The 24,878-nt window shown below is 71.6% G+C and carries 20 protein-coding genes; 8 read left to right on the top strand and 12 right to left on the bottom strand.

The genetic code is table 11. The features are described from left to right. Positions 1-63: 63 nt before the first annotated feature. The 3 genes from rfbB to pseB form a co-directional block, all read right to left on the bottom strand. A complete protein-coding gene (rfbB, locus tag ACSBPG_RS02510; protein WP_435535525.1) occupies positions 64-1,125 on the bottom strand; it encodes a dTDP-glucose 4,6-dehydratase in 1,062 nt (353 codons plus the stop codon). 79 nt (positions 1,126-1,204) lie between these two features. Beyond that, a complete protein-coding gene (pseC, locus tag ACSBPG_RS02505) occupies positions 1,205-2,434 on the bottom strand; it encodes a UDP-4-amino-4,6-dideoxy-N-acetyl-beta-L-altrosamine transaminase (RefSeq protein ID WP_435535524.1) in 1,230 nt (409 codons plus the stop codon). Beyond that, positions 2,431-3,429 carry a UDP-N-acetylglucosamine 4,6-dehydratase (inverting) gene (gene pseB / locus ACSBPG_RS02500; RefSeq protein ID WP_435535879.1) on the bottom strand — a complete coding sequence of 333 codons (999 nt, stop codon included), beginning with the start codon at positions 3,427-3,429 and terminating at the stop codon, positions 2,431-2,433. The genes pseC and pseB overlap by 4 nt, the downstream gene beginning before the upstream one ends. A 316-nt stretch (positions 3,430-3,745) precedes the next feature. Between pseB and ACSBPG_RS02495 the strand changes: the two genes are divergently transcribed. Beyond that, positions 3,746-4,432 carry a hypothetical protein gene (locus tag ACSBPG_RS02495; RefSeq protein WP_435535523.1) on the top strand — a complete coding sequence of 229 codons (687 nt, stop codon included), beginning with the start codon at positions 3,746-3,748 and terminating at the stop codon, positions 4,430-4,432. Positions 4,433-4,492: 60 nt separating this feature from the next. Here the strand turns inward: ACSBPG_RS02495 and ACSBPG_RS02490 are convergent, their stop codons facing one another. From ACSBPG_RS02490 to rfbC, 3 genes are read right to left on the bottom strand one after another with little or no spacing between them, the layout of a single operon-like run. Further along, on the bottom strand, positions 4,493-5,890 hold the full coding sequence (locus tag ACSBPG_RS02490) for an ABC transporter ATP-binding protein (protein ID WP_435535522.1): 1,398 nt from the start codon (positions 5,888-5,890) through the stop codon (positions 4,493-4,495). Beyond that, on the bottom strand, positions 5,880-6,746 hold the full coding sequence (locus tag ACSBPG_RS02485; protein ID WP_435535521.1) for an ABC transporter permease: 867 nt from the start codon (positions 6,744-6,746) through the stop codon (positions 5,880-5,882). Before ACSBPG_RS02485 ends, ACSBPG_RS02490 begins: the two co-directional genes overlap by 11 nt. Next, positions 6,743-7,315 carry a dTDP-4-dehydrorhamnose 3,5-epimerase gene (gene rfbC, locus ACSBPG_RS02480; RefSeq protein WP_435535520.1) on the bottom strand — a complete coding sequence of 191 codons (573 nt, stop codon included), beginning with the start codon at positions 7,313-7,315 and terminating at the stop codon, positions 6,743-6,745. The genes ACSBPG_RS02485 and rfbC overlap by 4 nt, the downstream gene beginning before the upstream one ends. 206 nt (positions 7,316-7,521) lie before the next feature. Here rfbC and ACSBPG_RS02475 point away from each other — a divergent pair, with 206 nt between their 5' ends. The 5 genes from ACSBPG_RS02475 (at position 7,522) to ACSBPG_RS02455 (ending at position 11,768) form a co-directional block, all read left to right on the top strand. Then, a complete protein-coding gene (locus ACSBPG_RS02475; protein WP_435535519.1) occupies positions 7,522-8,163 on the top strand; it encodes an AAA family ATPase in 642 nt (213 codons plus the stop codon). Then, on the top strand, positions 8,163-8,741 hold the full coding sequence (locus tag ACSBPG_RS02470; RefSeq protein WP_435535518.1) for a DUF3102 domain-containing protein: 579 nt from the start codon (positions 8,163-8,165) through the stop codon (positions 8,739-8,741). Before ACSBPG_RS02475 ends, ACSBPG_RS02470 begins: the two co-directional genes overlap by 1 nt. A gap of 89 nt (positions 8,742-8,830) precedes the next feature. Next, entirely contained in the window at positions 8,831-9,991 is a 1,161-nt protein-coding gene (locus tag ACSBPG_RS02465) for a calcium-binding protein (protein ID WP_435535517.1), read from the top strand. 129 nt (positions 9,992-10,120) lie between these two features. Further along, complete coding sequence (locus ACSBPG_RS02460; RefSeq protein WP_435535516.1) at positions 10,121-11,191, top strand: glycosyltransferase; 1,071 nt, start codon at positions 10,121-10,123, stop codon at positions 11,189-11,191. Between the two features lie 133 nt (positions 11,192-11,324). Then, positions 11,325-11,768: a hypothetical protein gene (locus tag ACSBPG_RS02455; protein ID WP_435535515.1), complete on the top strand. Its 444-nt coding sequence runs from the start codon at positions 11,325-11,327 to the stop codon at positions 11,766-11,768. Here ACSBPG_RS02455 and ACSBPG_RS02450 read toward each other — a convergent pair. The 4 genes from ACSBPG_RS02450 to ACSBPG_RS02435 form a co-directional block, all read right to left on the bottom strand. Beyond that, positions 11,765-12,961, bottom strand: a complete 1,197-nt coding sequence (locus tag ACSBPG_RS02450) for a glycosyltransferase (protein WP_435535514.1) — start codon at positions 12,959-12,961, stop codon at positions 11,765-11,767. The genes ACSBPG_RS02455 and ACSBPG_RS02450 overlap by 4 nt on opposite strands. Positions 12,962-12,998: 37 nt before the next feature. After that, entirely contained in the window at positions 12,999-14,768 is a 1,770-nt protein-coding gene (locus tag ACSBPG_RS02445) for a tetratricopeptide repeat protein (RefSeq protein WP_435535513.1), read from the bottom strand. Between the two features lie 28 nt (positions 14,769-14,796). Further along, entirely contained in the window at positions 14,797-16,497 is a 1,701-nt protein-coding gene (locus ACSBPG_RS02440) for a glycosyltransferase family 4 protein (protein ID WP_435535512.1), read from the bottom strand. A 106-nt stretch (positions 16,498-16,603) separates the two neighbouring features. After that, positions 16,604-17,008 carry a hypothetical protein gene (locus tag ACSBPG_RS02435; RefSeq protein WP_435535511.1) on the bottom strand — a complete coding sequence of 135 codons (405 nt, stop codon included), beginning with the start codon at positions 17,006-17,008 and terminating at the stop codon, positions 16,604-16,606. A 387-nt stretch (positions 17,009-17,395) separates the two neighbouring features. Between ACSBPG_RS02435 and ACSBPG_RS02430 the strand changes: the two genes are divergently transcribed. Both ACSBPG_RS02430 and ACSBPG_RS02425 read left to right on the top strand, forming a co-directional pair. Continuing rightward, positions 17,396-18,637, top strand: a complete 1,242-nt coding sequence (locus tag ACSBPG_RS02430) for an efflux RND transporter periplasmic adaptor subunit (RefSeq protein WP_435535510.1) — start codon at positions 17,396-17,398, stop codon at positions 18,635-18,637. Between the two features lie 15 nt (positions 18,638-18,652). Next, complete coding sequence (locus ACSBPG_RS02425; protein ID WP_435535509.1) at positions 18,653-21,838, top strand: efflux RND transporter permease subunit; 3,186 nt, start codon at positions 18,653-18,655, stop codon at positions 21,836-21,838. A 132-nt stretch (positions 21,839-21,970) separates the two neighbouring features. Here the strand turns inward: ACSBPG_RS02425 and soxR are convergent, their stop codons facing one another. Together soxR and ACSBPG_RS02415 are read right to left on the bottom strand one after the other, a co-directional pair. Next, positions 21,971-22,432: a redox-sensitive transcriptional activator SoxR gene (gene soxR, locus ACSBPG_RS02420; protein ID WP_435535508.1), complete on the bottom strand. Its 462-nt coding sequence runs from the start codon at positions 22,430-22,432 to the stop codon at positions 21,971-21,973. Positions 22,433-22,541: 109 nt separating this feature from the next. Then, positions 22,542-24,695, bottom strand: coding sequence for an acetate--CoA ligase family protein (locus tag ACSBPG_RS02415; RefSeq protein ID WP_435535507.1), 2,154 nt, complete (start codon positions 24,693-24,695; stop codon positions 22,542-22,544). Between the last annotated feature and the right edge of the window lie 183 nt (positions 24,696-24,878).

The following is a 24,878-nucleotide window of genomic DNA, read 5'->3' as shown; positions in this document are numbered from 1 at the left end:
TGCTGGGCCCCGGGGGCCGGATGACGACGTTGGTAAGGATGCGGACGCGCCGGTCCGGCGCGCCTAGCCGGCGAGGCCGAGACGGTCGCCGTGGTACACGCCCTCGCGCAGCGGCTGCCACCAGGCGCGGTTGGCGAGATACCACTCGACGGTGCGGCGCAGGCCGCTGTCGAAGGTCTCGCGCGGCTCCCACCCCAACTCGCGGCGGATCTTGGCGGCGTCGATGGCGTAGCGGTGGTCGTGGCCGGGCCGGTCGGTGACGTAGGTGATCAGTCCCTCGCGGGTGCCGTCGGCCAGCGGCGGCGCCACCTCGTCGACGATGGCGCAGATGGCGCGGACCACGTCGATGTTGCGCACCTCGTTGTTGCCGCCGACGTTGTAGGATTCGCCGGGCACGCCCCTGGTCAGGATGAGCCACAGGGCGCGGGCGTGGTCCTCGACGTAGAGCCAGTCGCGCACGTTGGTGCCCTGGCCGTACACCGGCAGCCGCTTGCCCTCCAGCGCGTTGAGGATCATCAGCGGGATCAGCTTCTCGGGAAACTGGCAGGGACCGTAGTTGTTCGAGCAGTTGGAGACGACCACCGGCAGGCCGTAGGTGCGGTGCCAGGCGCGCACGAGGTGGTCCGACGACGCCTTGCTCGCCGAATAGGGCGAGGACGGGTCGTAGGGCGTGGTCTCGACGAAGTGGCCCGTTTCGCCCAGCGAGCCGAACACCTCGTCGGTCGAGATGTGGTGGAAGCGGAAGGCGGCGCGGCCCGCGTCGTCCAGGGTGCGCCAGTGGGCGAGGCAGGCGTCGAGCAGGGCGTAGGTGCCGACCACGTTGGTCATGATGAAGGCGCCGGGCCCGTCGATGGAGCGGTCGACGTGGGACTCCGCGGCGAGGTGCATGACGGCGTCGGGGCGATGCCGCTCCAGCAGCTGGGCCATGCGGTGCTGGTCGCAGATGTCGGCCTGCTCGAAGGCGTAGCGCGGGTGACCGGCGAAGGGCGTCAGCGACGCCGGGTTGGCGGCGTAGGTCAGCTTGTCGACGTTGATGACCTCGGCGTCGGTCTCGCTCATGAGGTGGCGGACCACCGCCGACCCGATGAAGCCGGCACCGCCCGTGATGAGGACTTTCCTAGGCATTGCGACGTGTCACCAACCGAAATTGTCGAGGCCGAACCCTTGCAGGCCGCCGGCACATTAGACGGTGAGCAGGGGTAATTCAAACGGAACCGGTGCGGCCGAGCGCCCGCCCCAGAGCGGTCACGACCCGTTCCGGCGCGTCGTCGTCCATGGCCGGGAACAGCGGCAGCGTCAGGGCGCGGCGGTAGTAGGCGTCGGCCCCCGGCAGCGCCAGGGCGCCGTAGCGGTCGGCGTAATAGGGCTGGCGGTGCAGCGGGATGTAGTGCACCTGGGTGCCGATCCCCAGGTCGCGCAGATGCCCCATCACGGCGGCGCGGCGGCGGTCGGCGGCGGCGAAGTCGACGAGGGCGATGCAGAGGTGCCAGGCCGGGCGGCAGCCGGGCGTGCGGGCCAGCGGCCGCACCAGCGGGGCCAGCGGGGCGAGGCGCGCCGCGTAGGCGTCCATCAGCGCCCGCCGTCGTTCGGCGAAGGCGTCGAGCTTGCCGAGCTGGCTGAGCGCCAGCGCGCATTGCAGGTCGGTGAGACGGTAGTTGAAGCCGGGTTCCGCCATCTCGTAGACCCAGGGATTGGCGGCGCCGTCGTCGTCGACGGCGAGCGCCCGGTCGGTGAGATGCCGCGGATCCCGTTCCATGCCGTGGTTGCGCAGCCGCCGCATCCGGTCGGCCAGCGCGTCGTCGCCGGTGGTGACCGCCCCCCCCTCCCCCGCCGCGATGGTCTTGACGGGATGGAAGGAGAAGACGGTGAGCACGCCGGGCGCGTCGGCGCCGACGGCGGCGGTGCGCCCCTGCCCGTCGGTCCAGGCGGTGCCGATGGCGTGGCAGGCGTCCTCCACCACCGCGAGGCCGCGGTCGCGGGCGAACGTGCGCAACGCCGCCAGCGGGCCGACCTGGCCGGCGAGGTGCACCGGGGCCACGGCGCGCACCCGCAGGCCGGCGGTCTCGGCGCGGGCGACGGCCGCCGCCGCGTGCTCGGGGGCCATCAGCCCGCTGTCGGGGTCGACGTCGGCGAGCGCCACCTCGGCGCCGGTGAAGCGGACGGCGTTGGCGGTGGCGAGGAAGGTGACGGTCGGCACCACGACCGCATCGCCAGGGCCCAGGCCGAGGGACAGGTAGGCCAGGTGCAGCGCCGCCGTGCCGTTGGCGCAGGTGACGGCGTGGCGTGCGCCGACCCGCGCCGCCAGCGCCTGCTCGAAGGCGACCACCGCCGGCCCCTGCGTCAGAAAGTCGCTGCGCAGCACCGCCGCCACCGCGGCGATGTCGTCCTCGTCGACGGCCTGGTGGCCGTAGGGAAGGAAGGGCGCGGCGGTCACGCGGATTCGGCGAGCAGGGCGGCCAGGCGCTCGGCGTCGAGCCAGTCGGTGTTGGTGTCCGAGGCGTAGCGGAAACCGTCCGGCACCGCCTTCGCCCCGAGGCGCTTGTAGGATTCGTGGCTCCAGAACGCGAAGGTCGGCTCGATGACGAAGCGGTCCGCCAGTTCGAAGGTCTGGCGGGAATCGTCCTCGGTGATCATCACCTCGTGCAGCTTCTCGCCGGGCCGCACGCCGACGATCTTGTGCGGCAGGGCCGGCGCCAGCGCCCTGGCCATGTCGACGATGCGCATGCTGGGGATCTTCGGGACGAAGATCTCGCCGCCCTGCATCAGCGCGAAGCAGGAGACGACGAACTCCACCCCGTGCTGCAGGGTGATCCAGAAGCGGGTCATCCGCTCGTCGGTGATGGGCAGGTGGTCGGCGCCGGTGTCGACCAGCTTGCGGAACAGCGGCATCACCGAGCCGCGCGAGCCGACGACGTTGCCATAGCGCACCACCGAGAAGCGGGTGCCCAGCGAGCCCGACAGGTTGTTTGCGGCGATGAAGATCTTGTCCGAGGCCAGCTTGGAGGCGCCGTAGAGGTTGATCGGGTTGGCCGCCTTGTCGGTGGACAGCGCCACCACCTTCTTCACGCCGGCGTTCAGCGCCGCGCGGACCACGTTCTCGGCGCCGTAGACGTTGGTGTGGATGCACTCCATGGGATTGTATTCGGCGGCCGGCACGTGCTTCAGCGCCGCCGCGTGGATGCAGACGTCCACCTCGCGCATCGCCAGCTCCAGCCGCTCGCGGTCGCGCACGTCGCCGATGAAGAAGCGCAGGCGGCCGTCCCAGTCGGCGCCGAGCTGCTGCTGCATCTCGTACTGCTTGAACTCGTCGCGCGAGAAGATGATGACGCGCCGCGGCGTGGTGTGCCGCAGGATGGTCTCGACGAAGCGCCGGCCGAACGAGCCGGTGCCGCCGGTGACCAGCACCGACGCCCCGTTGAAGGCGGCCAGGGCGTCGCGGTGCCAATCGGCGGGAGAACTGGCGAGACGCTTCGAGAGGGAGGCGGTGCGGCTGGATTCGGACAAGGACGGACCCCGGCTGGCGCGATTTGCGGCATCGTTCAACGAAGTCAACGAAGCAAGGCTAATCCGATTTGTCTAGCAGGAAGTTAATGCCGCGTTTTCCGGGTGCGTCCGGTCCGGCCGGCCGGCCGCGGCGGCGCGTCACCGTTGCCCCTACCGTCGACGGGGTGCCTCCTCTATGGTGCCGCGGTTCGACGCGCGGCCCTTTCGCCGGCCGCGACACCTGCCGACGACGGGAGCCTCCATGATCCGCATCTTCATCGGCTATGATCCGCGCGAGGCGGTGGCCTACAATGTGTTCGCCCATTCGATCAACGTCCGTGCCTCGCGCCCGGTGACCATCGCGCCTCTGATGCTGAGCCAGCTCGGCGACCTGATGTGGCGCGAGCGGCACCCGCTGCAGTCCACCGACTTCTCGTTCTCCCGCTTCCTGGTGCCCTACCTTGCGGGATACGACGGATGGGCGCTGTTCTTCGACTGCGACATGCTGATGCTCGACGACGTCGCCCGGCTGTGGGACCTGCGCGACGACCGCTACGCCGTCCAGGTGGTCAAGCACGACCACGTTCCCGCCGAGACCACCAAGTTCCTCGGCGCGCCGCAGACCCGCTACGAGAAGAAGAACTGGTCCAGCGTCATGATGTTCAACTGCGCGCGCTGCGCCGCGCTGACGCCGGAGTACGTCAACACCGCCTCGGGCACCGACCTGCACCAGTTCAAGTGGCTGGGCGACGACGGCCTGATCGGCGAGATCCCGCACCGCTGGAACCATCTCGTCGACTACGATCCGCCCGTGCCGGCGGAGGGGCTCGCGAACCTGCACTACACCATCGGCGGCCCCTACTTCGAGGAGTACCGCGGCTGCGGCTACGCCGACCTGTGGCTCGACGAGCGCCGGCGCATGCTGGAGGCGGTGCAGCGCCCGCTCTGAATTCGGATGTTTAGAGCAGGAGTCACGCTTTTGGCCGCATCGGCCAAAAGCGATCTTGCTCTAACCCGCCGCCGCCCGCTTGGCCGCCCGCAGGGTGACGGTCGGCTCCAGCCCGAAATCGACGTGGCCGCCCGACGGCATGTCGGGCTCCACCTCGACGCGGAACATCACCGCGTCGATCACCCGGTGCAGGTACTGGCGCTCGCCGAAATGGCTGCCGGTCACCCCGCAGTTGGTCAGGTAGGTGCCGCCGAACAGGCGGCAGGTGAAGCGGAACGACACCTCGGCCACCGTGCCGGCCGGCACCGTCTCCACGTATTGCGACATGGGGTGGGAGCCGAGCCCGCCCAGCGCGTAGCCCTGGAGCGTGCGGAAGACCATCAGCCACAGCACCTGCCGGGCGTCGCGGTCGAACGCCACGTCGTAGCGGTAGACGTACTCCCGGCCGCGGCGCAGCACGTTGACCCGCTCACCCTCCGGGGTCTCGATGCGCGGGTCGAGGATGCGGGCGCCGTTCGCCGGATACTCCATCCGCCCCTTGGAGACGAGGTTGGGATCGTGGAGCGAGGCGCCGGCGGCCGGCGCCGCGGTGACGGTGGGCGGTGCCGGCTCGGCTTCGGCCGCGGCCGCGCGCTCGGCGGCCGCGGTGCGGTCGGCCGAGGCCTCGCCCATCGCCTGGATCTCGGCGATCTCCTGGAGCATCGCCTCGCGCTGTTCCATCGGCGCGTAGACCAGGCGCTGGTATTGGGTGACCACCGTCTTCGGCTTGCCCGACAGGATCAGCCGGCCGCCGTCGAGCAGGAGGGCGCGGTTGCAGAACTGCAGCACGGCGCCGGCGTCGTGGCTGACGAACAGCAGCGTGCCGCCCTGCTTCTGGAACTCCTTGATGCGGGCGAAGCACTTGGCCTGGAACGCCTCGTCGCCGACCGCCAGCGCCTCGTCGACGATCAGGATGTCGGGATCGACGCTGATGGCGAGGGCGAAGGCCAGGCGGATGTACATGCCGCTGGAGTAGACCCGCACGGGCTGGTCGATGAAGTCGCCGATGTCGGCGAAGGCGATGATCCGCTCGATGCGGGCGTCGATCTCCTCGCGGCTCAGGCCGATGATCGCCGCGTTCATGTAGACGTTCTCGCGGCCGGTGAAGTCGCCGTTGAAGCCGGCGCCCAGCTCCAGCAGCGCCGACACCCGGCCGTGGATCTCGGCGGTGCCGGCGGTCGGCCGCAGGGTGCCGCTGAGCACCTGCAGCAGGGTCGACTTGCCGGAGCCGTTGCGGCCGACGATGCCCACGGTCTCGCCGCGGCGCACGTCGAAATCGACGCCGTCGAGCGCCACCACCTCCTTGAAGTGGCGCACGTCCGAGGCGGCGAAGCGCTGCTTCAGGCGGTCGAGCGGCTGGGCGTAGAGGCGGTGGCGCTTGGCCAGGCCGCGCACCCGGATGGCGATTTCAGATGACATCGGCGAAGGCCCGCTTCAGCCGGGCGAACACGTAGTGCCCGACCCAGGCGGCGAGGAAGGCGCCGACGGCGTAGAGGCCGAGCGCGCCCCAGTCGGGCGGCAGTCCCTGCAGCAGCACCTTGCGCGCCTCCACCACCGGGACGGTCAGCGGGTTCAGCCACACCCACGGGCGGACCGCCTCCGGCAGGATCTCCAGGGGAAAGAGGATCGGCGCGGTGAACATGAGCACCGTCATCACCAGCCCGGTGATCTGGCCGATGTCGCGTACGAACACCCCCAGCGCCGAGAGGAACCACACCAGGCCGGCCGCCAGCACCACCAGCGGCGCCACCACCAGCGGCAGCAGCGGCGCCGTGACCGGCAGGCCCTGGAGCGAGCCCAGGTGCCACACCACCAGCACCAGCACGCCGAAGGCGAGCTGGATGAGCGCCGAGAAGGTCACGGGCCAGGCCAGGATCTCCAGCGGGAAGACGAACTTCTTCACGTAGTTGGGATTGCCGAGGATCATCGACGGGGCGCGGCTGACGCACTCGGCGAGCATCGCGTGCATGAGGATGCCGACGAACAGGTTCTGGGCGAAATCGACCGTGTCCGCCGGGGCGCCGACGTCGACGCGCGGGCGGAAGAGGACGCCGAACAGGAAGGTGTAGATGCCCAGCATCAGCAGCGGCTGGACGAACGACCACAGCACGCCGGCGACCGAGCCGCGGTAGCGCGACGCCACCTCGCGCCGCGTCATCTGCGCCACGGGGAAGGCATGGCGCGCCAGCAGCCGGAAGGGGCCGAGCGCGCTGGCCAGGAACCGCGGAGGCGGCGCGTCGGCGGAGATGACGACGGTCGGATGCGAAGCGCTCACGCGGGTCGGCCCGGATAGGTGAAGCATTCGGGAAGCTCGGCCAGGGTCGGCTGCCGGCGGTCCTTGTCGGAGAGGACGGCCTCCTCGGCCGCCACCGGCCAGGCGATGCCCAGCGCCGGGTCGTTCCACAGGAGGCCGCGGTCGTGGGCCGGGGCGTAGTAGTCCGTCACCTTGTAGATGATCTCGGTGTCGGGCGTCAGGGTGCAGTATCCGTGGGCGAAGCCGGCCGGCACCAGGATCTGGTTCCAGGCGTCGGCGCTGATCTCCACCGCGACGTGCCGGCCGTAGGTGGGCGAGCCGCGGCGGATGTCGACGGCGACGTCGAGGATCGCCCCCTTGACCACCCGCACCAGCTTGTCCTGGGCGGCGGGCGCCAGCTGGAAGTGCAGGCCGCGGACGGTGCCGCGTTCGGCCGAATAGGCGTGGTTGTCCTGCACGAAGTCGAGCGCGATGCCGGCCTCGGCGAGCCGCTGCTTGTTGTACGTCTCGGAGAAGAAGCCCCGGGCGTCGCCGTACTTGGCGGGCTTCAGGATGGCGATCTCCGGGATGTCGAGACGTTGGATGTCCATGGCGCATGACTTCGGACAGGGAACGGGCCGGGCGGAGTGTTGCCGGAGCGGCGGCCCCCTCGTCAAGCCGCGCGTGCGCCGCCGGCCGCGGCCCGGCCTTGCGCCGGTGGACTCGGGCCGCCGGCGTCGTTTAGGTTGGCCGCGCGAAACCGGTGGCGGCCCGCGGGCGCGCGTGTCTCACCGGTGAGACATTCAAGGCACGCCCGATGAAGACGCTGCTGATCTACAGCCCCAAGGGCGGGTCGGGGAAGAGCACGCTGGCCCGCAATCTGGCGGTGGCGGCGGCGCTGGAGGGGGTGGCGGTGGCCACCCTCGACACCGATCCGCAGAAGAGCCTGTCGGAATGGTGGGACCGCCGCGACGCCGCGCGGCCCGCCATCCAGCACTTCGTCGTGCCGATCGCCGAGATCGGCGATCCGCCGGAGCCCATCGACGGGGTCGACCTGCTGATCGTCGACACGCCGACCGCGGTCGAGGTCTACCCGCAGGCGATGAAGACCCTGCTGCTCGCCGCCGACCTGATCCTGGTGCCGGCCAAGGCGACCATCGACGACGTCACCTCCACCGAGCGGGCGATGCGCTTCGCCCGCGGCTTCGGCCGGCCGGCGGCCTTCGTGCTGAACCAGGTCAAGCCGCGGGTGCTGGAGGTGCGCGACGCGCGGCGACGCCTCGCCGGCGTCGCCGAGGTCTGCCCGGTCGACATCCCCGACCTGACCGAGTTCTTCCGCTCCGCCGCCCACGGGCTGGGGGTGCTGGAGCTGGCCGACAGCCGGTCCGGTCCCGACGTCGCCGCCCTGTGGCGTTTCGCCGCGAGCCGGCTCGGCCTGGCGGCGGTGGAGGCGGCGTGATGAAGCTGGTCCCGGCCACCAGGGGGCGGGCGTCGCGCGACACCCGCTTCGACGTCATCGGCACCGGGCTGGTGGAGCTGTCGGACGCCGACGACTTCGCCGCCGAGATCGGCCGTCTGTGGAACGAGAGCCACGAGCGCTTCGTCCTGATCGGCCAGTACCTGGAGCAGGCCAAGCGCAAGCTGCCGCACGGCGGCTTCATCGCCATGATCGAGGAGCGCCTGCCCTTCGGCCGCGGCGTCGCGCACAAGCTGATGGCGGCGGCGCGCGCCATCGAGTCCGGGCTGGTGCCGCGGGAGATCGCCCCGCCCTCCTACTCCCTGGTCTACGAGATCGGCACCCTGGACGAGGCGGAGCGGGCCGAGGCGCTGGCCGCCGGCATCATCCGCCCCGACATGCGCCGCGCCGAGCTCGTCGCCTTCAAGCGCCGCCGCCGCGCCGCCCGGACGCCCGATCGGCCGGCCCTGGAGGCCGAGCGCGAGCGGCTGCTGGCCGAGCGCGCCCGCATCGACGCCCGGCTGGCGGAGATCGCCGCGCTGGTCGCGGCGGTGCCCTGCCCCGATCAGGAGGCAGGCTGAGACGCCGTCTGAAACATCGCTGGCGACATGTTGTTCCGATTGGATTATCCTTTCGATAGAGGCAGCGCGAGCAGAAGAGGTCGGTAGCCATGGCGTCTTTCACGGGCGACGGGACTCCCAATGCCCTCACGGGCACCGCCGAGGGGGACGATATTTCCGGGCTGGCCGGAAACGACACGTTGAAAGGGCTGGCCGGAAGCGACGTGCTGTTCGGTGGCGAAGACGACGATTGGCTCGACGGCGAGGCCGGTGACGACACGCTTTGGGGTGGGGACGGCAGCGACCTTCTGTCACCCGGGGACGGTTTCGACAGCGCTTACGCCGGCGCCGGCAATGATTCCGTCTTTGGCGATCTCGGAAACGACCGGCTCGGCGGCGAGGCCGGCGACGATTATGTCGACGGCGGCACCGGCGACGACCTTATGGAGGGTGGCGACGGCGACGACACCCTGCTGGCGCAGGACGGGCACGACACCGTGCGCGCCGGCGACGGCACGGATTCCATCGACGGCGCCACCGGGAACGACATCCTGGTTGCCGGTGGCGGCGACGACACCGCGTCGGGCGGCGGCGACCGTGACACCATCTACGGCGATTCCGGCAACGACAGCCTGCACGGCGACGACGGCGACGACATCGTCGACGGCGGCGACGGCAACGATCTGCTGTTCGGCGACCAGGGCGGCGACACGCTGTGGGGCGGCACGGACGGCGACACCCTCTCCGGCGGGGACGGCCACGACGTGCTGTACGGCAACTGGGGCGGCGACAGCCTGAAGGGCGACTACGGCGACGACACGCTGTTCGGCGGCCAGGACAGCGACGTCCTGTCCGGCGACGCCGGCGCGGACGTCCTCTACGGCAACCTGCAGGCGGACACCCTCGACGGCGGCGACGGCGCCGACTGGCTGCACGGCGGCCAGCAGGCCGACGTGGTGTCCGGCGGCGCCGGCGACGACACGGTCTACGGCGGCGCCGACAGCGACACGCTGTTCGGCGGGAGCGGCAACGACGTCTTGGGCGGCGGCCTGGCGGCCGACCGTTTCGACCTGCGCGACGAGGCTGGGTCCGACACCATCGTCGACTTCAACTTCGCCGAAGGCGACCGGATGCACCTCAACGTCGGCGCCGCCTTCACCGTGTCGACCGGCAGCCAGGGGGCGGTCCTGACCTTCTCCAGCGGCTATCGGGTCGAGCTGGTCGGCGTGGGCGAGGCCGATCTCAGCACGGGCTTCTTCACCTACGCCTGAACGAAGGCCCCTGAACGAATGCGCGGCGGCCGGACCGGTGCGATCGGCGGATTGCATCGGCGGGCGTGCCGCGCTAGCGTTCTGCGTTGCAGCAATATGACAGCCCGAACCCCTGAGTCCGAACTGCGCATGCGCGTCCTCCTGCTTTCCCGCTACGCCCGCCTGGGCTCGTCGAGCCGCCTGCGGTACTATCAGTTCCTGCCGGAGCTGGCCGCCCGCGGGATCCAGGTCGACGTCTCGCCGCTGCTGCCGGACCGCTATCTGTCGGCGCTGTACGAATCCGGCAAGCGGCCGGTCGAGCTGGCGGCGCGCTCGTTCGTCACCCGCATCCTTCGCATGCTGTCGACCCGCCGCTACGATCTCCTGTGGGTGGAGAAGGAGCTGCTGCCGTGGCTGCCCTACGGTTTCGAGCGGCTGCTCCTGGCCTGGGCCCCGCCCTACGTCATCGACTATGACGACGCCTGGTTCCACGTCTACGACAGCCATCCCCACGTCGCCGTGCGCACCGTGCTGGGCGACAAGCTGGACCGGCTGATGCGTGGGGCGGCGCTGGTGACGGTCGGCAACGCCTATCTGGCGGCGCGCGCGCTCGCCGCCGGTGCACGCCGGGTGGAGGTGTTCCCCACCGTGGTCAGCCTGAGCCGCTACGGCGAACCGTTGCCGGCGCCGCGGAGCGATCCGCTGACGGTGGGCTGGATCGGCTCGCCGGTCACGGCGCGCTATCTGGAGCTGGTGCAGGGACCGTTGCGCCGGCTGTGCGGCGAGGGGCGCGTCCGTCTCGTCCTGGTCGGCGCCAACGACAACGCGGTTCCGACGTTGGCGGCCTCGCGCCTCGACTGGCGCGAGGACACCGAGGTCGACCAGATCAAGGGCTTCGACATCGGCATCATGCCGCTGAGCAACACCCGCTGGGAGCGCGGCAAGTGCGGCTACAAGCTCATCCAGTACATGGCCTGCGCCAAGCCGGTCATCGCCTCGCCGGTGGGCGTCAACCGCGAGATCGTCGAGCCCGGCGTCAACGGCTTCCTGGCCGAGACGCCGGAGGACTGGTACGAGGCGGTGATGACGCTCGGCCGGGACGACGGGTTGCGCCACGCCATGGGGGCGGCCGGCCGCTCCAAGGTGGAGCACGAGTATTCGCTGGAAGGGGTGGTGCCCAGGCTCGCCGAGGCGCTGCGCTCGGCGGCGGGGCGGGCCTGAGGCGCCGGCCGGGCTGTCCGATGGGGGGTGCCCGAATCCGCTCTTGCGCCGCGGCCACCACTTCCGAACATTGCAGGACGGACGGGATCGGCCGCGGCGCCGCGGCAACCGTGCCGCGGAGGGCGGATTGGGAATGCCGGACCAGGACATCGAGGCACGCTGGATCATCCAGGCGCCCATGGAGATTCTCGACGAGGCGCGCGCCCAGGCCGGCCTCGACCCGAACGCCGTGGTGGCGGTCGACGACCGGCCGCGCCGCTGGGAGGCCGACGGTCGCCTGGTCTATCCCAGCTTCTTCTGCCCCGCCTCGTCCGGCTGGCTGAAGGTTCTCGCCAGCCTGGCGCTCGGCGACCGGCCGTTCCAGATCATCCTCGAGGAGGTGCAGCCGGCGGACGCGCCCGAAGGGGACGACACGGTGGTCGGCATCACCAAGCTGTTTCCGCGCATGGACGCCGAGGTGCTGGGGCTGCTGCGGACGATCTCCGCCGCCGACGCCGACCGGATCGCCGACCTGAGCGACCGCATCGCCCTCGCCTTCGAGCGCCTGCGGGCCGGCAGCGTCGTCTCCGGGATCTAGGACGGACCGCTTTCGGCCGAATCCAGCCGGTCCAGGCAGCGCGCGACGATGCGGCCGAGGGCGTCCGACGGGCCGGCGTCGGCCAGCGCGCGCGCCTTGGCGGCCGCGCTTTCGCGGTACTTCGGCACGGTCAGCAGGTGCTCCAGCGCCTGCACCACGTGAGGCGGCTCGAAGACGCCGGCCGATCGCATGGAGACGGCGACGTTCATGCTGCCCAGCGCGTTGGCGTTGCCCCGCTGCTCCTGGTGCCGCGGGACGATGAGCTGCGGCCGGCCCAGCCCCAGCACCGTCTCCACCGTTCCCACGCCACCGTGATGGACGATGACCGCGGCGCGGCCGACCGCCTCGCGCATCGGCTGCGGCCGCTCGTGGATCGTCAGGCCCTTCTGGCGGTACTCCTGGATCTGGCCGGGAGTGGCGTCGCGCAGGTAGATCCGCCCCCGCCGGCCGCTGCTCGCCAGACCGTCCAGAACCTTGTGGGTGTGCCCGTAGCCGAGGGAAAGATAGGCGAAATAGTCCTCGCTCGGCTCCTCCGCGAGGGGCGCCGGCAGGGGCTGCAGCGGGCCGATGGCGGGCTGCAGCCGCTTCGTGGCGTAGAAGTCGAGCTCCGGCAGGGTGACGACGAACTGGTCGGTGCCGGCCAGCACGGCCGGCAGGTTCGGCGGCACCGGGGCGCCGCGGTGGCGCTGCAGGTCCTGGACGGCGGCGACGAGCCGCTCCTCCGGCACGCAGGGCGGCTTGTCGTGGAAGGTCGGCATGTGGTCGAGATGACCGGGCGGCAGCACGAAGCCGTCGCCGACGTTGACCACGGGCAGCCGGCCGTAGGCGGCGATGCAGGTCCCCGGCGAATAGTCGGCGACGATCAGCGCCGGCCGCGCCAGGTCGAACAGCGCCTGCCATCCCGCCACCAGGGCGCCCAGCCGCGGCAGGTCGGCGAAGCCGACCGCCGCGAGGATGTCGCCGAAGCTCTGCATGCCCTGGGACTTGGCACCGGGCAGCGGCCGCGGCACGGCGTAGGGGGCCTGCAGCAGCGGGAAGCCGTCGGCCGCCAGCACGGTGTGGGCGTTGTCGAGGCTGCGCATGGCGAACAGGCACTCGTGCCCGGCCTCGCGCAGCCGCCGGGCGATGGGCAGGAGGCGCGTGACGTGGCCGAAGCCGTCCCCGAGCTCCCAGGCAAGCAGAACCCGCGCCATGCCGTGTGTCCTTCCTGAAACGCTGTGATGGTTGGTGTCAGCGCCGGCGCGCGGCGACCGCGTCGCGCAGCGCCTCGGCGATGCGGGCGACGACGCCGGCCCAGTCGCCGGGCCGCTCCTGGCGGAACAGGCGCGCGGTCGGGTACCAGGGGCTGTCCTCCCGCCCGACCATCCAGCGCCAGTCCGGGGCGTGGTGGAGCACCACCCACAGCGGTCGCGCCATGGCGCCGGCGAGGTGGGCGGTCGAGGTGCAGGTGGAGATCACCAGGTCGAGCTGGGCCATCGCCGAGGCGGTGTCGCGGAAGTCGGAGATGCGGTCCGACAGCCGCACGATCTCCGGCGGGGCGCCGGCCAGGTCGGCCTCGCGGGGGCCCTTCTGCAGGCTGAAGAGCTGCACGCCGGGGACGTCCAGCAGCGGCAGGAAATGCTTCAGCCGGGCCGAGCGCACGCGGTCGTTGGAGAAGTTCGGGTTGCCGCCCCAGACGATGCCGACCTTCAGGCGGTCGTCCTTCGCCTCCGGGATGGGGAACACGGGGGCCGCCGCCGGCAGGGTCAGGTAGGGGGCACGGCGCGGCAGGTCGTCCAGGGTGGCGTGGCCGAGCACCAGCGGCGCCGACAGCAGCGGCAGGTGGACGTCGAAGGGCGGCGGCGGCGCGAAGCGCGGGATCATCGCGTCGACCTCCGGCACGTCGGCCAGCAGCGCCATCAGCGGCTCGTGGCACTCCATGACGATGCGGCCGCCGCGCGCCTTGATCTCCGGCAGGTAGCGCAGGAACTGCAGGACGTCGCCCATGCCCTGCTCGGTGTGCAGCAGCAGGGTGCGCCCGGCGAACGAGGAACCGTCCCACATCGGCTGCGGGAAGGTGCGCCGGCGCGAGGGAAAGCCGTCGTAGCGCCAGCGCCACTCGTACTCGGCGAAGCCCTCGCGGAAGTCGCCGCGGGCCAGCAGCGCCAGCGACAGGTTCCAGTGGAGCTGCGCGCTGCCCGGGTCCAGGAGCGTCGCGCGCCGGACCGTGGCGATGGCCTCGTCGAGCGCGCCCATCTCCTTCAGCAGGTTGGAATAGTTGTACAGCGTCCCGGCGGCGGCGGGCTCGTTGGCCAGCGCCGTGCGGTAGACCCGCTGCGCCTCGCCGAAGGCGCCCATGCGGCGCAGCAGCGCGCCGACGTTGGCCAGCAGGAAGCCGGGCGTTCCCGCCACCGCGGCGTAGCGGCGGTAGGCGTCGAGGCTCTCCTCGAAGCGCTCCAGCCGCTGCAGGGCGTTCGCCAGGCCGATGAGGACCTGGCTGTTGTCGGGATCGACCTCCAGGGCCGCGCGCAGCACCCGTTCGGTGCGGGCGTGGTCGCCCAGCGCCTCCAGGCAGCGGGCCAGCGCCAGGGCGGCCGGCAGGTGGCGCGGCTGGAGGTTCACCGCCGCCGCCAAATGCGGCAGGGCGGCGGCCGGCTGCCGGCTCTCCATCCGCTCCTGGCCGGCCAGCAACTGCAGGTCGCCGTGGCCGGGCGCCTGCCGCAGCCCCGCCTGCAGGCGCTCCTGCGTCCAGGCGCGGTTCTTCAGCGCCGCGCCGATGCGCACGCACAGGGCGTGCGCGTGGCCGCTCAGCGGCACGCCGGCGTCGAGCAACGGCTGCAGCCGGGCACGGGCCCGTTCCGGCCGGCCGTCCCGCAGATCGAGCTCGGCGAGGCGGCGGTGGATCTCGGCCGCCGCCGGGTGGCGGACGGCGGCCTCCTCGAGAAGGCGCACCGCCTGGTCGCGCTTGCCCGACTTCAGCAGCCGGTCGGCATCCTGCTGGATGGCCCAGGTGGACGCCATGTCGCCCGCGCTGGCGGGAGCGGCGGCCTCAGAGCTCGACAATGGCATATTTCTTCAACCAGACGAGGGTGCGCAGGATCAGCCGGCGATGCGCCGGCGGCTGCCTTCCCAGCAGATCCGGCAGCGGGCGCGGGCCGGCCGCCAGCTCGGCCAGCAGCCGGCGGATGGCGTCGTGGGGCAGGATCGCCGGGGCGGCGAAGGTGTTGATGGTGCCCGCCAGCACCCGGTCGAGCGCCGCCGCGGGATCGTCGGCCGCCAGGCGGACCGTCTCGGTCCCGGTCAGCCGCCGCGTCGGATGGTGACGGAACATCGAGAAGGGATCGGCCCGCAGCGGGTTGCCGGGCTCGCCCTGGGGACGCGGGGCGACGGTGGCGGCGGTGCTGCGGCGCTGCGCCAGCTCGCCCCACAGCGCCCGGTAGGCGGTGATCACGTGCTTCCAGTCGAAGACGTCGCGGGCGCGGCGGCGGCCCGCCTCGCCCATGCGGCGGCGCAGGGCCGGGTCGCCGGCGAGCCGCGCCAGGACGCCGGCGCAGGCGTCGACGTCGACCGCGGTGGTGAGGCAGGCGGCGCCGATGAAGCGGTCGTAATTGTCGAGACCGAGGGCGTAGCGCTCGGCCAGGTCGACCCCGGCCTGGGGCGGCGGCAGCAGGGTCGGCACGGTGAACCCGGTCTCGCCGTCCACCACCGTCTCGCGGTAGCCGTCCCAGTCGCTGACGACGCACGGCAGGCCGGCGGCCATCGCCTCGACCGGCGTCAGGCCGAAGCTCTCCTGGATGTTGTCCGACAACGACACGAACAGGTCGGCGGCGAACCAGGACGCGCGCGCCAGCGCCGGGTCGGCGCCGTCCAGGACGTGGACCGTCACCGTCGGGCAGAAGCGGGCGATGGCGTCGCGGGTCTCCCGCTCCATGCCGGCGTTGGGGAACTGGCCGACGAGCATGAGATGCAGGCGCCGGGCGCGGCCGAGCCGCGCCTGGGCGCGCTCGAAGGCCATGAACATCGGCACCGGATGCGCCTTGGCGTGGAACGAGAGACGCCCGAGGAAGAGGCCGGCGACGTCGTCGGCGCCGAGGCCGAGGCGGGCGCGCAGGCCGGCCGCCGCCGCATCCTCGGCGTCGCCGCGGGCGAAGGCGGCGCTGTCGACGCCCAGCGGGATGACGGGCAGCTGCGGGCGCAGCGGCGGCCGCGCGCCGATGCGCTCCTCGAGGTAGGCGGCATAGCCGTCGATCACCTCCAGGCAGGCCTTGCGCACGGACTGCGAGGTGCAGATCAGCGCGTCCCATTCCTGCACCGGGCCGACGAGATACTGGCCGAGGGCCTCCATGACGCGGTCGGACGAGACGGTGTGGGTGACGCCACAGATGCTGTAGAGCCGGTCGTCGAGCGAGCGGCGTTGCCATGCGTCGTCGGCCAGGCCGGGACCGGGCGCGAACAGGCAGCCCGGTTCGGCGATGGCGCGCAGGTTGGCGACGTTCAGCCAGCGGGCGTCGACGGGCCGGCCGGCGAGGGCGGCGACGCGTTCGCGGAAATCGTCGAAGGCGGCGCGGCTGTTGGTGAAGCAGTAGAACGGGTCGCCCCCGCCATGGTCGACCAGCCCCTTCAGGAACCCGGCGCCGGCGGCGTGCCGTCCCTTCACCTGGGCCCGCGACGCCTCGAACCCGTCGGGGTGGTAGAGCAGCGCCGCGGTGGCGGAGGGCGGACGGGCGGCGGAAACGGCGGGCTGGTCCATGAAGCGCGAGAGTCTCGTCTGGAGGCGCCGCGGGGCACGGCGGTCGGGCTCCTTTTACCCAAACCGCCGCGCCGGCGCGAGGGCTTTGCGGCGGTCGCCCGCCGGTCTACATGTCGCCGCCGCCACCACCGCCGCCGATCAGGCCGACGCCCTCGCCCGAGTCCTCGATGGCGGCGACGTAGGTGCCGTACTTGCCCGGGTTGCCCTTGGACAGGGCCGCCAGTTCGGCCCAGACGAAGCCGTCCTTGCGGGGCTCGTAGCAGCGATCGGCGACGCCGCGGGCGATGGCGGCGATCGTCTCGCCGTCGCGGCCGGTGATCTTGCGGAAGGTCCCTTCGAAATAGCCGCCGCGGTCGTCGCGGATCGACGACACGACGTGGCATTCCCAGGGCGGGTCCTCGCCCTCGGCGCCGTCCGCAGCCGGCCGCTCCGGCAGGCGGTCGTCCCAGGCCGCCGCCTCGTCGTCGTTCTTGAACAGCACGTAGACGGCGTAGAAGCTCTTGCGCGCCACGGCGACGCTCTCCTGTCGATGGGATCGGACGGCCAAGGGTGTAGCGCGAATCCGCCGCGGCGGACAAGACGCCGCGTCTGCGGCGCCGCGGGTCGCGGACAAGCGATGCCGCCGCGATTGCCAGTAACACCTTCGTATGGTGCCGGGCAGCTTGCCGTGCGGAAGGGCACGTGCAATACTCGTGCACGTTCTGGAGCAATTCCATAATAGCAAGACAATGTATCGGCTGGTGCCGCCGCCGGCGAGTGCTGTCAAGGCCGCATGATCGAAGATATCTTCCGGTCCCTCGATGGGTCGTGCGGTCAGCACGCCGTGTCGCGACACGGCGTGCCATTGCCTCCGGGGGAAGAGACGGCCACGGCACGCCATCAACCTGAAGGAGAGGTCATGGGGACAGCAACCACGCCGGCCGGCCGCACCGGGCTGCGCCTCGGCGCTCTCGCCGCGGTGGCGATCGCCGTGCTGGGCACGGTGATCCTCGGCACGGTGATCTTGGGAGGCTCGGCGGACCGCGTCGCGGCGGCGGACGTGGACGGCGGGGCGCCGCCGCCGCCGCCGGTGACGGTGAGTGTCCCGCTGCGCCGGGAGATCGTCGAGAAGGACGAGTTCACCGGCCAGTTCTCGGCGGTCGACGTGGTCGAGGTCCGCGCCCGCATCAGCGGCTATCTCGAATCCGTCCACTTCACCGACGGGCAGCTGGTGAAGCCGGGCGATCTGCTGTTCGTCATCGATCCGCGTCCGTTCGAGGCGGTGGTGGCGTCGGCCGAGGCGGAGCTGGCCCAGGCCGAGGCGCGCCTCGACCTCGCCCAGCGCCAGCTGGCTCGCGCCGCCGAGCTGCGGCGCGGCGACAACGTGTCGGCGTCCGTGTTCGACGAGCGCGAACAGGAGGTGCGCGTCGCCGCCGCCGGCGTCGAGGTGGCCAAGGCCGGCCTGCGCACGGCCCAGCTCGACCTGTCCTTCACCCGGATCACGGCGCCGCTCGGCGGGCGGATCAGCCGGCGGGAGGTCAGCGTCGGCAATCTGGTCGTCGGCGGGGCGGTCGGCTCGACGACCCTGCTGACCACCATCGTCTCGCTCGACCCGATCCACTTCGAGTTCGACCTCAGCGAGTCCGACTACGTCGCCTACCAGCGGGCGGCGGCGCGCGGTCTCCTGCGCTCCCAGCGCGACGGCACGGTGAAGGTGCAGGGACGCCTGTTCGACGAGACCGCGTGGTCGCTCGACGGCACCCTCGACTTCGTCGACAACCGGGTCAACCGGAGCTCGGGGACGATCCGCCTGCGGGCGACGTTCCCCAACCCCAACGGCACGCTGACGCCCGGCCAGTTCGGCCGGCTGTGGCTGCCGGGATCGGAGACCTACGTCGGCACGCTGATCCCCGACAGCGCGGTGGTCAGCGACCAGGCGGACAAGATCGTCATGACGGTCGCCGCGGACGGCACCGTGGTGCCGAAGCCGGTGCGCCTGGGGCCGATCGAGGACGGGCTGCGGGTGATCCGCTCCGGCCTCGATCCGACCGACCGGATCATCATCAACGGGCTGCTTCGGGCGCGGCCGGGCGGCAAGGTCACCCCGCAGGACGGCGCCATCACCCCGGCCGGCGGCACGCCCGCCAAGCCGGCGGGCTGAGCGGGACGCCCGGCCATGAACATCTCCCATTTCTTCATCGCCCGGCCGATCTTCGCGGCGGTCGTCTCGATCTTCATCACGCTGATCGGTGCCTTCGCCTACGTGACCCTGCCGGTCGCCCAGTATCCCGAGATCGCGCCGCCGACCATCCAGGTCACCGCCGCCTACCCCGGAGCCTCGGCCGAGACGGTCGCCGACACCGTCGCCGCCCCCCTCGAGCAGGAGGTGAACGGCGTCGACGACATGCTGTACATGACCTCCCAGGCGACGAGCGACGGCAACCTGTCGATGACCGTCACCTTCGCCCTCGGCACCGACCTCGATGCCGCCCAGGTGCTGGTGCAGAACCGCATCGCGGTGGCCGAGCCGCGGCTGCCCGAGGCGGTGCGGCGCATCGGCGTGACGGTGCGCAAGAACTCGCCCGACATGCTGATGGTCATCCATCTCAGCTCCCCCGACGCCAGCCGCGACCAGCTCTACCTGTCGAACTACGCCACCTTGCAGATCAAGGACGCGCTGGCCCGCCTCGACGGCGTCGGCGACGTCCGGGTGTTCGGCGCGCGCGACTACTCCATGCGGGTGTGGCTGGACCCCGACCGCACGGCGGCGCGCGGCCTGACGGCGGGCGACGTGGTGCGGGCGATCCAGGCGCAGAACGTCCAGGTGTCGGGCGGCGCCATCGGCCAGCCGCCGGTGCCGGTCCCGGGGGCCTTCCAGCTCAACGTCGAGACGCAGGGCCGGCTCGCCGAGCCGCGCGCCTTCGGCGACATCATCGTCAAGAGCGACGGGACGGGCGGCGTCGTCCGCGTGCGCGACGTCGCGCGCGTCGAGCTGGCGGCGCTGGACTACAACCTCAACGCCTATCTCGACCAGCGCCAGGCGGTGCCGCTGGTGATCTTCCAGCGGCCGGGCTCCAACGCCCTGGAGACGGCGGAGCGCATCCTCGCCACCATGGAGGAGATGTCGCGCCTGTTCCCCGACGGCATGCGCTACGACGTCGTCTACAACCCGACGGAGTTCATCGCCCAGTCCGTGGAGGAGGTCTACCGCACGATCTTCGAGGCGGTGGCGCTGGTGGTGCTGGTCGTCGTCCTGTTCCTGCAGTCGTGGCGCGCCTCGATCATTCCCATCCTCGCCATCCCGGTGTCGCTGGTCGGCACCTTCACCGTCCTGGCGGCGCTGGGCTATTCGCTCAACACGCTGACCCTGTTCGGGCTGGTGCTGGCGATCGGCATCGTCGTCGACGACGCCATCGTCGTGGTGGAGAACGTCGAGCGCTACATCCGCGACGGGCTCAGTCCGCGCGACGCCGCCCACGAGACGATGAACGAGGTCGGCGGGGCGCTGATCGCCATCGCCCTGGTGCTGACGGCCGTGTTCGTGCCGGCGGCGCTGGTGAGCGGCATCTCCGGGCAGTTCTTCCGGCAGTTCGCGGTGACCATCGCCACCGCGACCGTCATCTCGTGCCTGGTCTCGCTGACGCTCAGCCCGGCCCTGTGCGCGCTGCTGTTCAAGCCGCACGCCGACCATCCCGCGCGGCCGTCGCCGCTGCTGCGGCCGGTGCACGGCTTCTTCCGCGCCTTCAACCGCGGCTTCGACCGGGCCTCGGGCGGCTATGCGTCGCTGACGCGGCGGCTGGTGCGCCTGCCGCTTCTGGTGCTGGCGGTCTATGGCGGGCTGATCGCGCTCACCGCGTGGCAGTTCTCGCGGGCGCCGGGCGGCTTCATCCCCGAGCAGGACCAGGGCTATCTCATCACCGTGGTGCAGCTGCCGCCGGGTGCCTCCCTGGCGCGCACCGACGCGGTGACCCGCAAGGTGGTTGAGATCGGGCTGAACACGCCCGGCATCATCCACGCCGTGCCCTTCGCCGGCCTCGACGGCGCCAGCTTCACCTTCGCCCCCAACGCCGCGGCGATCTTCATGACGCTGGCGCCCTTCCCCGACCGGGTGGACCAGGGGCTGTCCGCCAACGCCGTCCTCGCCTCACTGCGGCAGCGGCTGGGGGCGGTGCAGGAGGCGTTCGTCATCGCCATCCCGCCGCCGCCGGTGCGCGGCATCGGCAACACCGGCGGCTTCAAGATGATCGTCGAGGACCGCCGCGGACGCGGCCCGCAGCAGCTCGAGGCGGCGGTCGGCGCGCTGGCGGCGCGCGCCAACCAGACGCCGGGGCTGGTCGGCGTGTTCTCGCTGTTCAACACCAAGACGCCGCGGGTCTTCGCCGACATCGACCGCCAGCGCGCGGAGATGCTGGGGGTGACGGCGGACCAGGTGTTCGAGACCCTGGAGGTCTACGTCGGGTCCGCCTTCGTCAACGAGTTCAACCTGCTGGGCCGGACCTACCGGGTGACGGCGCAGGCCGACGGGCGCTTCCGCGAGGACGTCCGCGACATCGCCAACCTGAAGACCCGCAACGACCGCGGCGAGATGGTGCCGATCGGCGCCGTCGCCGGCTTCCGCGACGTCACCGGCCCCTACCGGGTGACGCGCTACAACCTCTATCCGTCGGCCGAGGTGCAGGGCAACGCCGTGCCCGGCGTCTCCACCGGCGAGGCCCTGGCGGCGATGGAGCGGGTCGCCGCCGAGACGCTGCCCGACGGCTTCCAGTACGAATGGACCGAACTGGCCTACCAGGAGAAGCAGGCGGGCGACAGCGGCCTCTTCGTGTTCGGCCTCGCCGTGGTGTTCGTCTTCCTGGTGCTGGCGGCGCAGTACGAAAGCTGGACCATGCCGCTGGTGGTCATCCTGATCGTGCCCATGTGCCTGCTCGCCGCGGTCAGCGGGCTGCTGCTGCGCGGCATGGCGGTGGACGTGCTGGCGCAGGTCGGCTTCGTGGTGCTGGTCGGGCTGGCCGCCAAGAACGCCATCCTGATCGTCGAGTTCGCGCGCCAGGCCGAGATCTTCGAGGGCCGGAGCCCGATGGAGGCGGCGGTCGAGGCGGCCCGCATGCGGCTGCGGCCGATCCTGATGACCTCGCTCGCCTTCATCCTCGGGGTGGTGCCGCTGGTCATCGCCAGCGGCGCCGGGGCCGAGATGCGCCAGTCCCTGGGGACGGCCGTGTTCTTCGGCATGGTCGGCGTCACCCTGTTCGGGCTGGTCTTCACGCCCGTCTTCTACACCGCCGTGCGCGCGCTGTTCCGGGGGCGGCTGGCCGCCAACCGGCCGGGCCCGGCGGCCGGCGGGCAGGAGCAGCCGGCGGAATGAGCGGCCGGCGGAGCCGGAGTGAACCGGCGGCGGAGCGGGGCCGCCGCCCGCCGGTGGCGGCCTGAGCCGTGGTTTCGGGAGAAAATGGACCGGCCGGGTGGGGAGTGCTTGCACCCGGCCGGCCAAGGCAGACTACAGCGGATCGAGCAGCCTCGGGCCGGGCCCGGCTTCGGACAGCTCGTCCCAGGGGTTGCGCAGGGGGCATTCCCGGATCGACAGGCACCCGCAGCCGATGCAGCGGTCGAGTTCGTCGCGCAGGCGGGTCAGCTTGGCGATCCGCTCATCCAGCTCGTCGCGCCAGACGGCCGACATCCGTTTCCAATCCTCGGCCGTCGGCGTACGCTCCTTGGGCAGGGCTTCGAGGGCCCGGGCAATCGACGACAGGGAAATGCCGAGCCGCTGCGCCACCTTGATCACGGCGACGCGGCGCAGCACGTCCCTCGGAAAGCGGCGCTGATTTCCGGCGCTGCGCCAGCTCTTGACCAGCCCCTTGGACTCGTAGAAGTGGATCGTCGAGACGGCGACGCCTGACCGTTCCGCCACTTCGCCGACGCTGAGATCGCGATCGTAGGTGTTGGGGTCCAGTGTTCCCATGTTCGGTCCCATAACCTCAGGTTGACCTGAGGTTTTTAGGTGGACGTCCCCTCTCCGGCAAGCCCCGGGGCGTCCCGCCGCTCGCCGGCGGGGCGCCCCGCGGGCGCCGTCACAGCAGCCCGGCGGCGCGCGCCCACTTGTACTTGGCGCCGAGCACGGCGACCGGCGTCTCGGTGGTGTAGGGGTAGGCGACGATGCCGTGGTCGTAGAGGTGCTCGGCCGCCGCCTCCACCTCGACGTCGCCGGAGAGCGAGGCGACGATCGGCTTCTCGATCCCCTTGGCCTTCATCTCCTCCACCACCTCGACCACCGTCCTGGCGAACACCATCGGCGGCGTCACGATGGTGTGCCAGTAGCCGAGGATCAGGGCGTGGATGCGGTCGTCCTCCAGGCCCAGCCGGATGGTGTTCTTGTAGGTGACCGGGGGCTCGCCGCCGGTGATGTCGACGGGGTTGCCGGCGGCACCGAACGGCGGGATGAAGGTGCGGAAGGCGGCGTCCAGATCGGGCGGCATGGCCATCAGCGACAGCCCGTTGTCGACGCAGGCGTCCGACAGCAGAACGCCCGAACCGCCGGCGCCGGTGATGATCACCACGTTCTCCCCGCGCGGGGTCGGCAGCACGGGAATGCCGCGGGCGAACTGCAGCAGGTCCTGCAGGGTGCGGGCGCGCACCACCCCGCTCTGGCGCAGGACGTCGTCGTAGATCCTGTCGTTGCCGGCCAGCGCCCCGGTGTGGGAGCTGGCGGCGCGGGCCCCCATGGCGGTGCGCCCGGCCTTCAGCACGACGACCGGCTTCTTCCGCGACACCCGCCGGGCGGCCTCGGCGAAGGCGCGGCCGTCCTTCAGGTCCTCGCAATGCATGGCGACGACCTGGGTGTTGTCGTCCTGCTCGAAGAAGGCGAGCAGGTCGTCCTCGTCGATGTCGGCCTTGTTGCCCAGCCCGACGATGGCCGACACGCCCATGCGGGACGAGCGGCTGAAGCCGATGATCGCCATGCCGATGCCGCCGGACTGCGACGACAGCGCCGCCCGGCCCTTGACGTCGAAGGGGGTGCAGAAGGTCGCGCAGAGGTTCTTGGGCGTGTAGTAGAATCCGTAGATGTTGGGGCCCATCAGGCGGACGCCGTAGCGCCGGGCCACGGCGAGGACCTCGTCCTGGCCCTCGACGTTGCCGGTCTCGGCGAAGCCCGAGGGAATCAGCACCGCGCCGGGAATGCCCTTCTCGCCGACCTCGGTCAGGGCCTGGGCCACGGCCTTGGCCGGGATCGCGAAGACGGCGACGTCGATGGGGCCGGGCACGTCCTTGACGCTGCGGTAGGCCTTGCGGCCGAGGATCTCTTCGGCCTTGGGATGGATCGGGTGGATCTTCCCCTGGTAGCCGCCGTCGATCAGGTTGCGCATCACCGAGTTGCCGATCTTGCCGGCTTCGGCCGAGGCGCCGATCACCGCCACCGCGTCGGGCTTCATGATGCGGTTCATGATGGCGACGATCTCGTCCCGGGACGGCAGGAAGCGCGGGGGCCGGGCCTGGAAGTCGAGGACGATGCGGACGTCGGCGGCGATGGCACCGTCGGCGCGCGCGAACACGGGATTGAGGTCCAACTCGGCGATCTCGGGCACGTCGGTGACAAGCCGGGAGACGTTGACGATCATCCCGGCCAGCGCGTCACGGTCGGCCGGCTTGGCGCCCCGCACGCCCTTCAGCACGTCGGCGGCCTGGATGCCGTCCAGCATGGACAGCGCCTCCGCATGGTCGAGCGGCGCCAGGCGGAAGGTCACGTCCTTCAGCACCTCCACCAGGACGCCGCCGAGGCCGAAGGCGACCAGCTTGCCGAAGCTGGGATCGGTGATCGAACCGATGATGACCTCGGTCCCGCCCGCCAGCATCTGCTGGACCTGGACGCCGAGCAGCTCGGCGTGTGGATCATGGGCGCGGGCGCGCTCCATGATGGTGGCGAAGCCGCGGCGGACGGCCTCGGCGGACTCCACGCCGACGATGACCCCGCCGGCCTCCGTCTTGTGCAGGATCTGCGGCGAGACGATCTTGAGAACGACCGGGTAGCCCATGCCGTCGGCCAGGGACGCCGCTTCGTCGGCGGTCCCGGCGAGACCTTCGCGGGGCACCGGGATCGCGTAGAGGTCGCACAGCTCCTTGGCTTCGGGAGCCGTCAACGCCGTGCGGCCGGCGGCGCGCGCGTGGTCGAGGATCTTGCGGACGGATTGGTGCAGGTCGCCGGTCGGCGTAGCGAACGCAACGCTCATGGGGGCTTTCCTTCCTTGGCTCCGCCGTCTCCGTTGCGGGCGGCGTGTTTGGTGGGTCCGGTCAGGACAGGCGGGCGGCGGTCGGCGCCATGCCGGCCGGGCCGAGCGCGCCGGAGGCGCGGATCTCGTCGACGGCGGTGTCGTCGAAGCCCAGCACCTGGCGCAGGATCTCGTCGGTGTGTT

It is taken from the genome of Azospirillum sp. ST 5-10 (assembly GCF_051225715.1).
Classification (GTDB): Bacteria; Pseudomonadota; Alphaproteobacteria; order Azospirillales; family Azospirillaceae; genus Azospirillum.
The sequence above is the reverse complement of the archived record's forward strand: the minus strand, read 5'-3'. Positions and strand labels throughout refer to the sequence as shown.

Bases quoted from the DNA above. Each gene is read 5' to 3' on its own strand.
- rfbC (WP_435535520.1), bottom strand. From the start codon at position 7,315: ATGGACATCCAACGTCTCGACATCCCGGAGATCGCCATCCTGAAGCCC.
- ACSBPG_RS02495 (WP_435535523.1), top strand. From the start codon at position 3,746: ATGATCCGCATCTTCATCGGCTATGATCCGCGCGAGGCGGTGGCCTAC.
- soxR (WP_435535508.1), bottom strand. From the start codon at position 22,432: ATGGGAACACTGGACCCCAACACCTACGATCGCGATCTCAGCGTCGGC.
- ACSBPG_RS02490 (WP_435535522.1), bottom strand. From the start codon at position 5,890: ATGTCATCTGAAATCGCCATCCGGGTGCGCGGCCTGGCCAAGCGCCAC.
- ACSBPG_RS02460 (WP_435535516.1), top strand. From the start codon at position 10,121: ATGCGCGTCCTCCTGCTTTCCCGCTACGCCCGCCTGGGCTCGTCGAGC.
- ACSBPG_RS02470 (WP_435535518.1), top strand. From the start codon at position 8,163: ATGAAGCTGGTCCCGGCCACCAGGGGGCGGGCGTCGCGCGACACCCGC.
- ACSBPG_RS02440 (WP_435535512.1), bottom strand. From the start codon at position 16,497: ATGGACCAGCCCGCCGTTTCCGCCGCCCGTCCGCCCTCCGCCACCGCG.
- ACSBPG_RS02415 (WP_435535507.1), bottom strand. From the start codon at position 24,695: ATGAGCGTTGCGTTCGCTACGCCGACCGGCGACCTGCACCAATCCGTC.
- ACSBPG_RS02445 (WP_435535513.1), bottom strand. From the start codon at position 14,768: ATGGCGTCCACCTGGGCCATCCAGCAGGATGCCGACCGGCTGCTGAAG.
- rfbB (WP_435535525.1), bottom strand. From the start codon at position 1,125: ATGCCTAGGAAAGTCCTCATCACGGGCGGTGCCGGCTTCATCGGGTCG.
- ACSBPG_RS02455 (WP_435535515.1), top strand. From the start codon at position 11,325: ATGCCGGACCAGGACATCGAGGCACGCTGGATCATCCAGGCGCCCATG.
- ACSBPG_RS02425 (WP_435535509.1), top strand. From the start codon at position 18,653: ATGAACATCTCCCATTTCTTCATCGCCCGGCCGATCTTCGCGGCGGTC.
- ACSBPG_RS02475 (WP_435535519.1), top strand. From the start codon at position 7,522: ATGAAGACGCTGCTGATCTACAGCCCCAAGGGCGGGTCGGGGAAGAGC.
- ACSBPG_RS02430 (WP_435535510.1), top strand. From the start codon at position 17,396: ATGGGGACAGCAACCACGCCGGCCGGCCGCACCGGGCTGCGCCTCGGC.
- ACSBPG_RS02450 (WP_435535514.1), bottom strand. From the start codon at position 12,961: ATGGCGCGGGTTCTGCTTGCCTGGGAGCTCGGGGACGGCTTCGGCCAC.
- ACSBPG_RS02465 (WP_435535517.1), top strand. From the start codon at position 8,831: ATGGCGTCTTTCACGGGCGACGGGACTCCCAATGCCCTCACGGGCACC.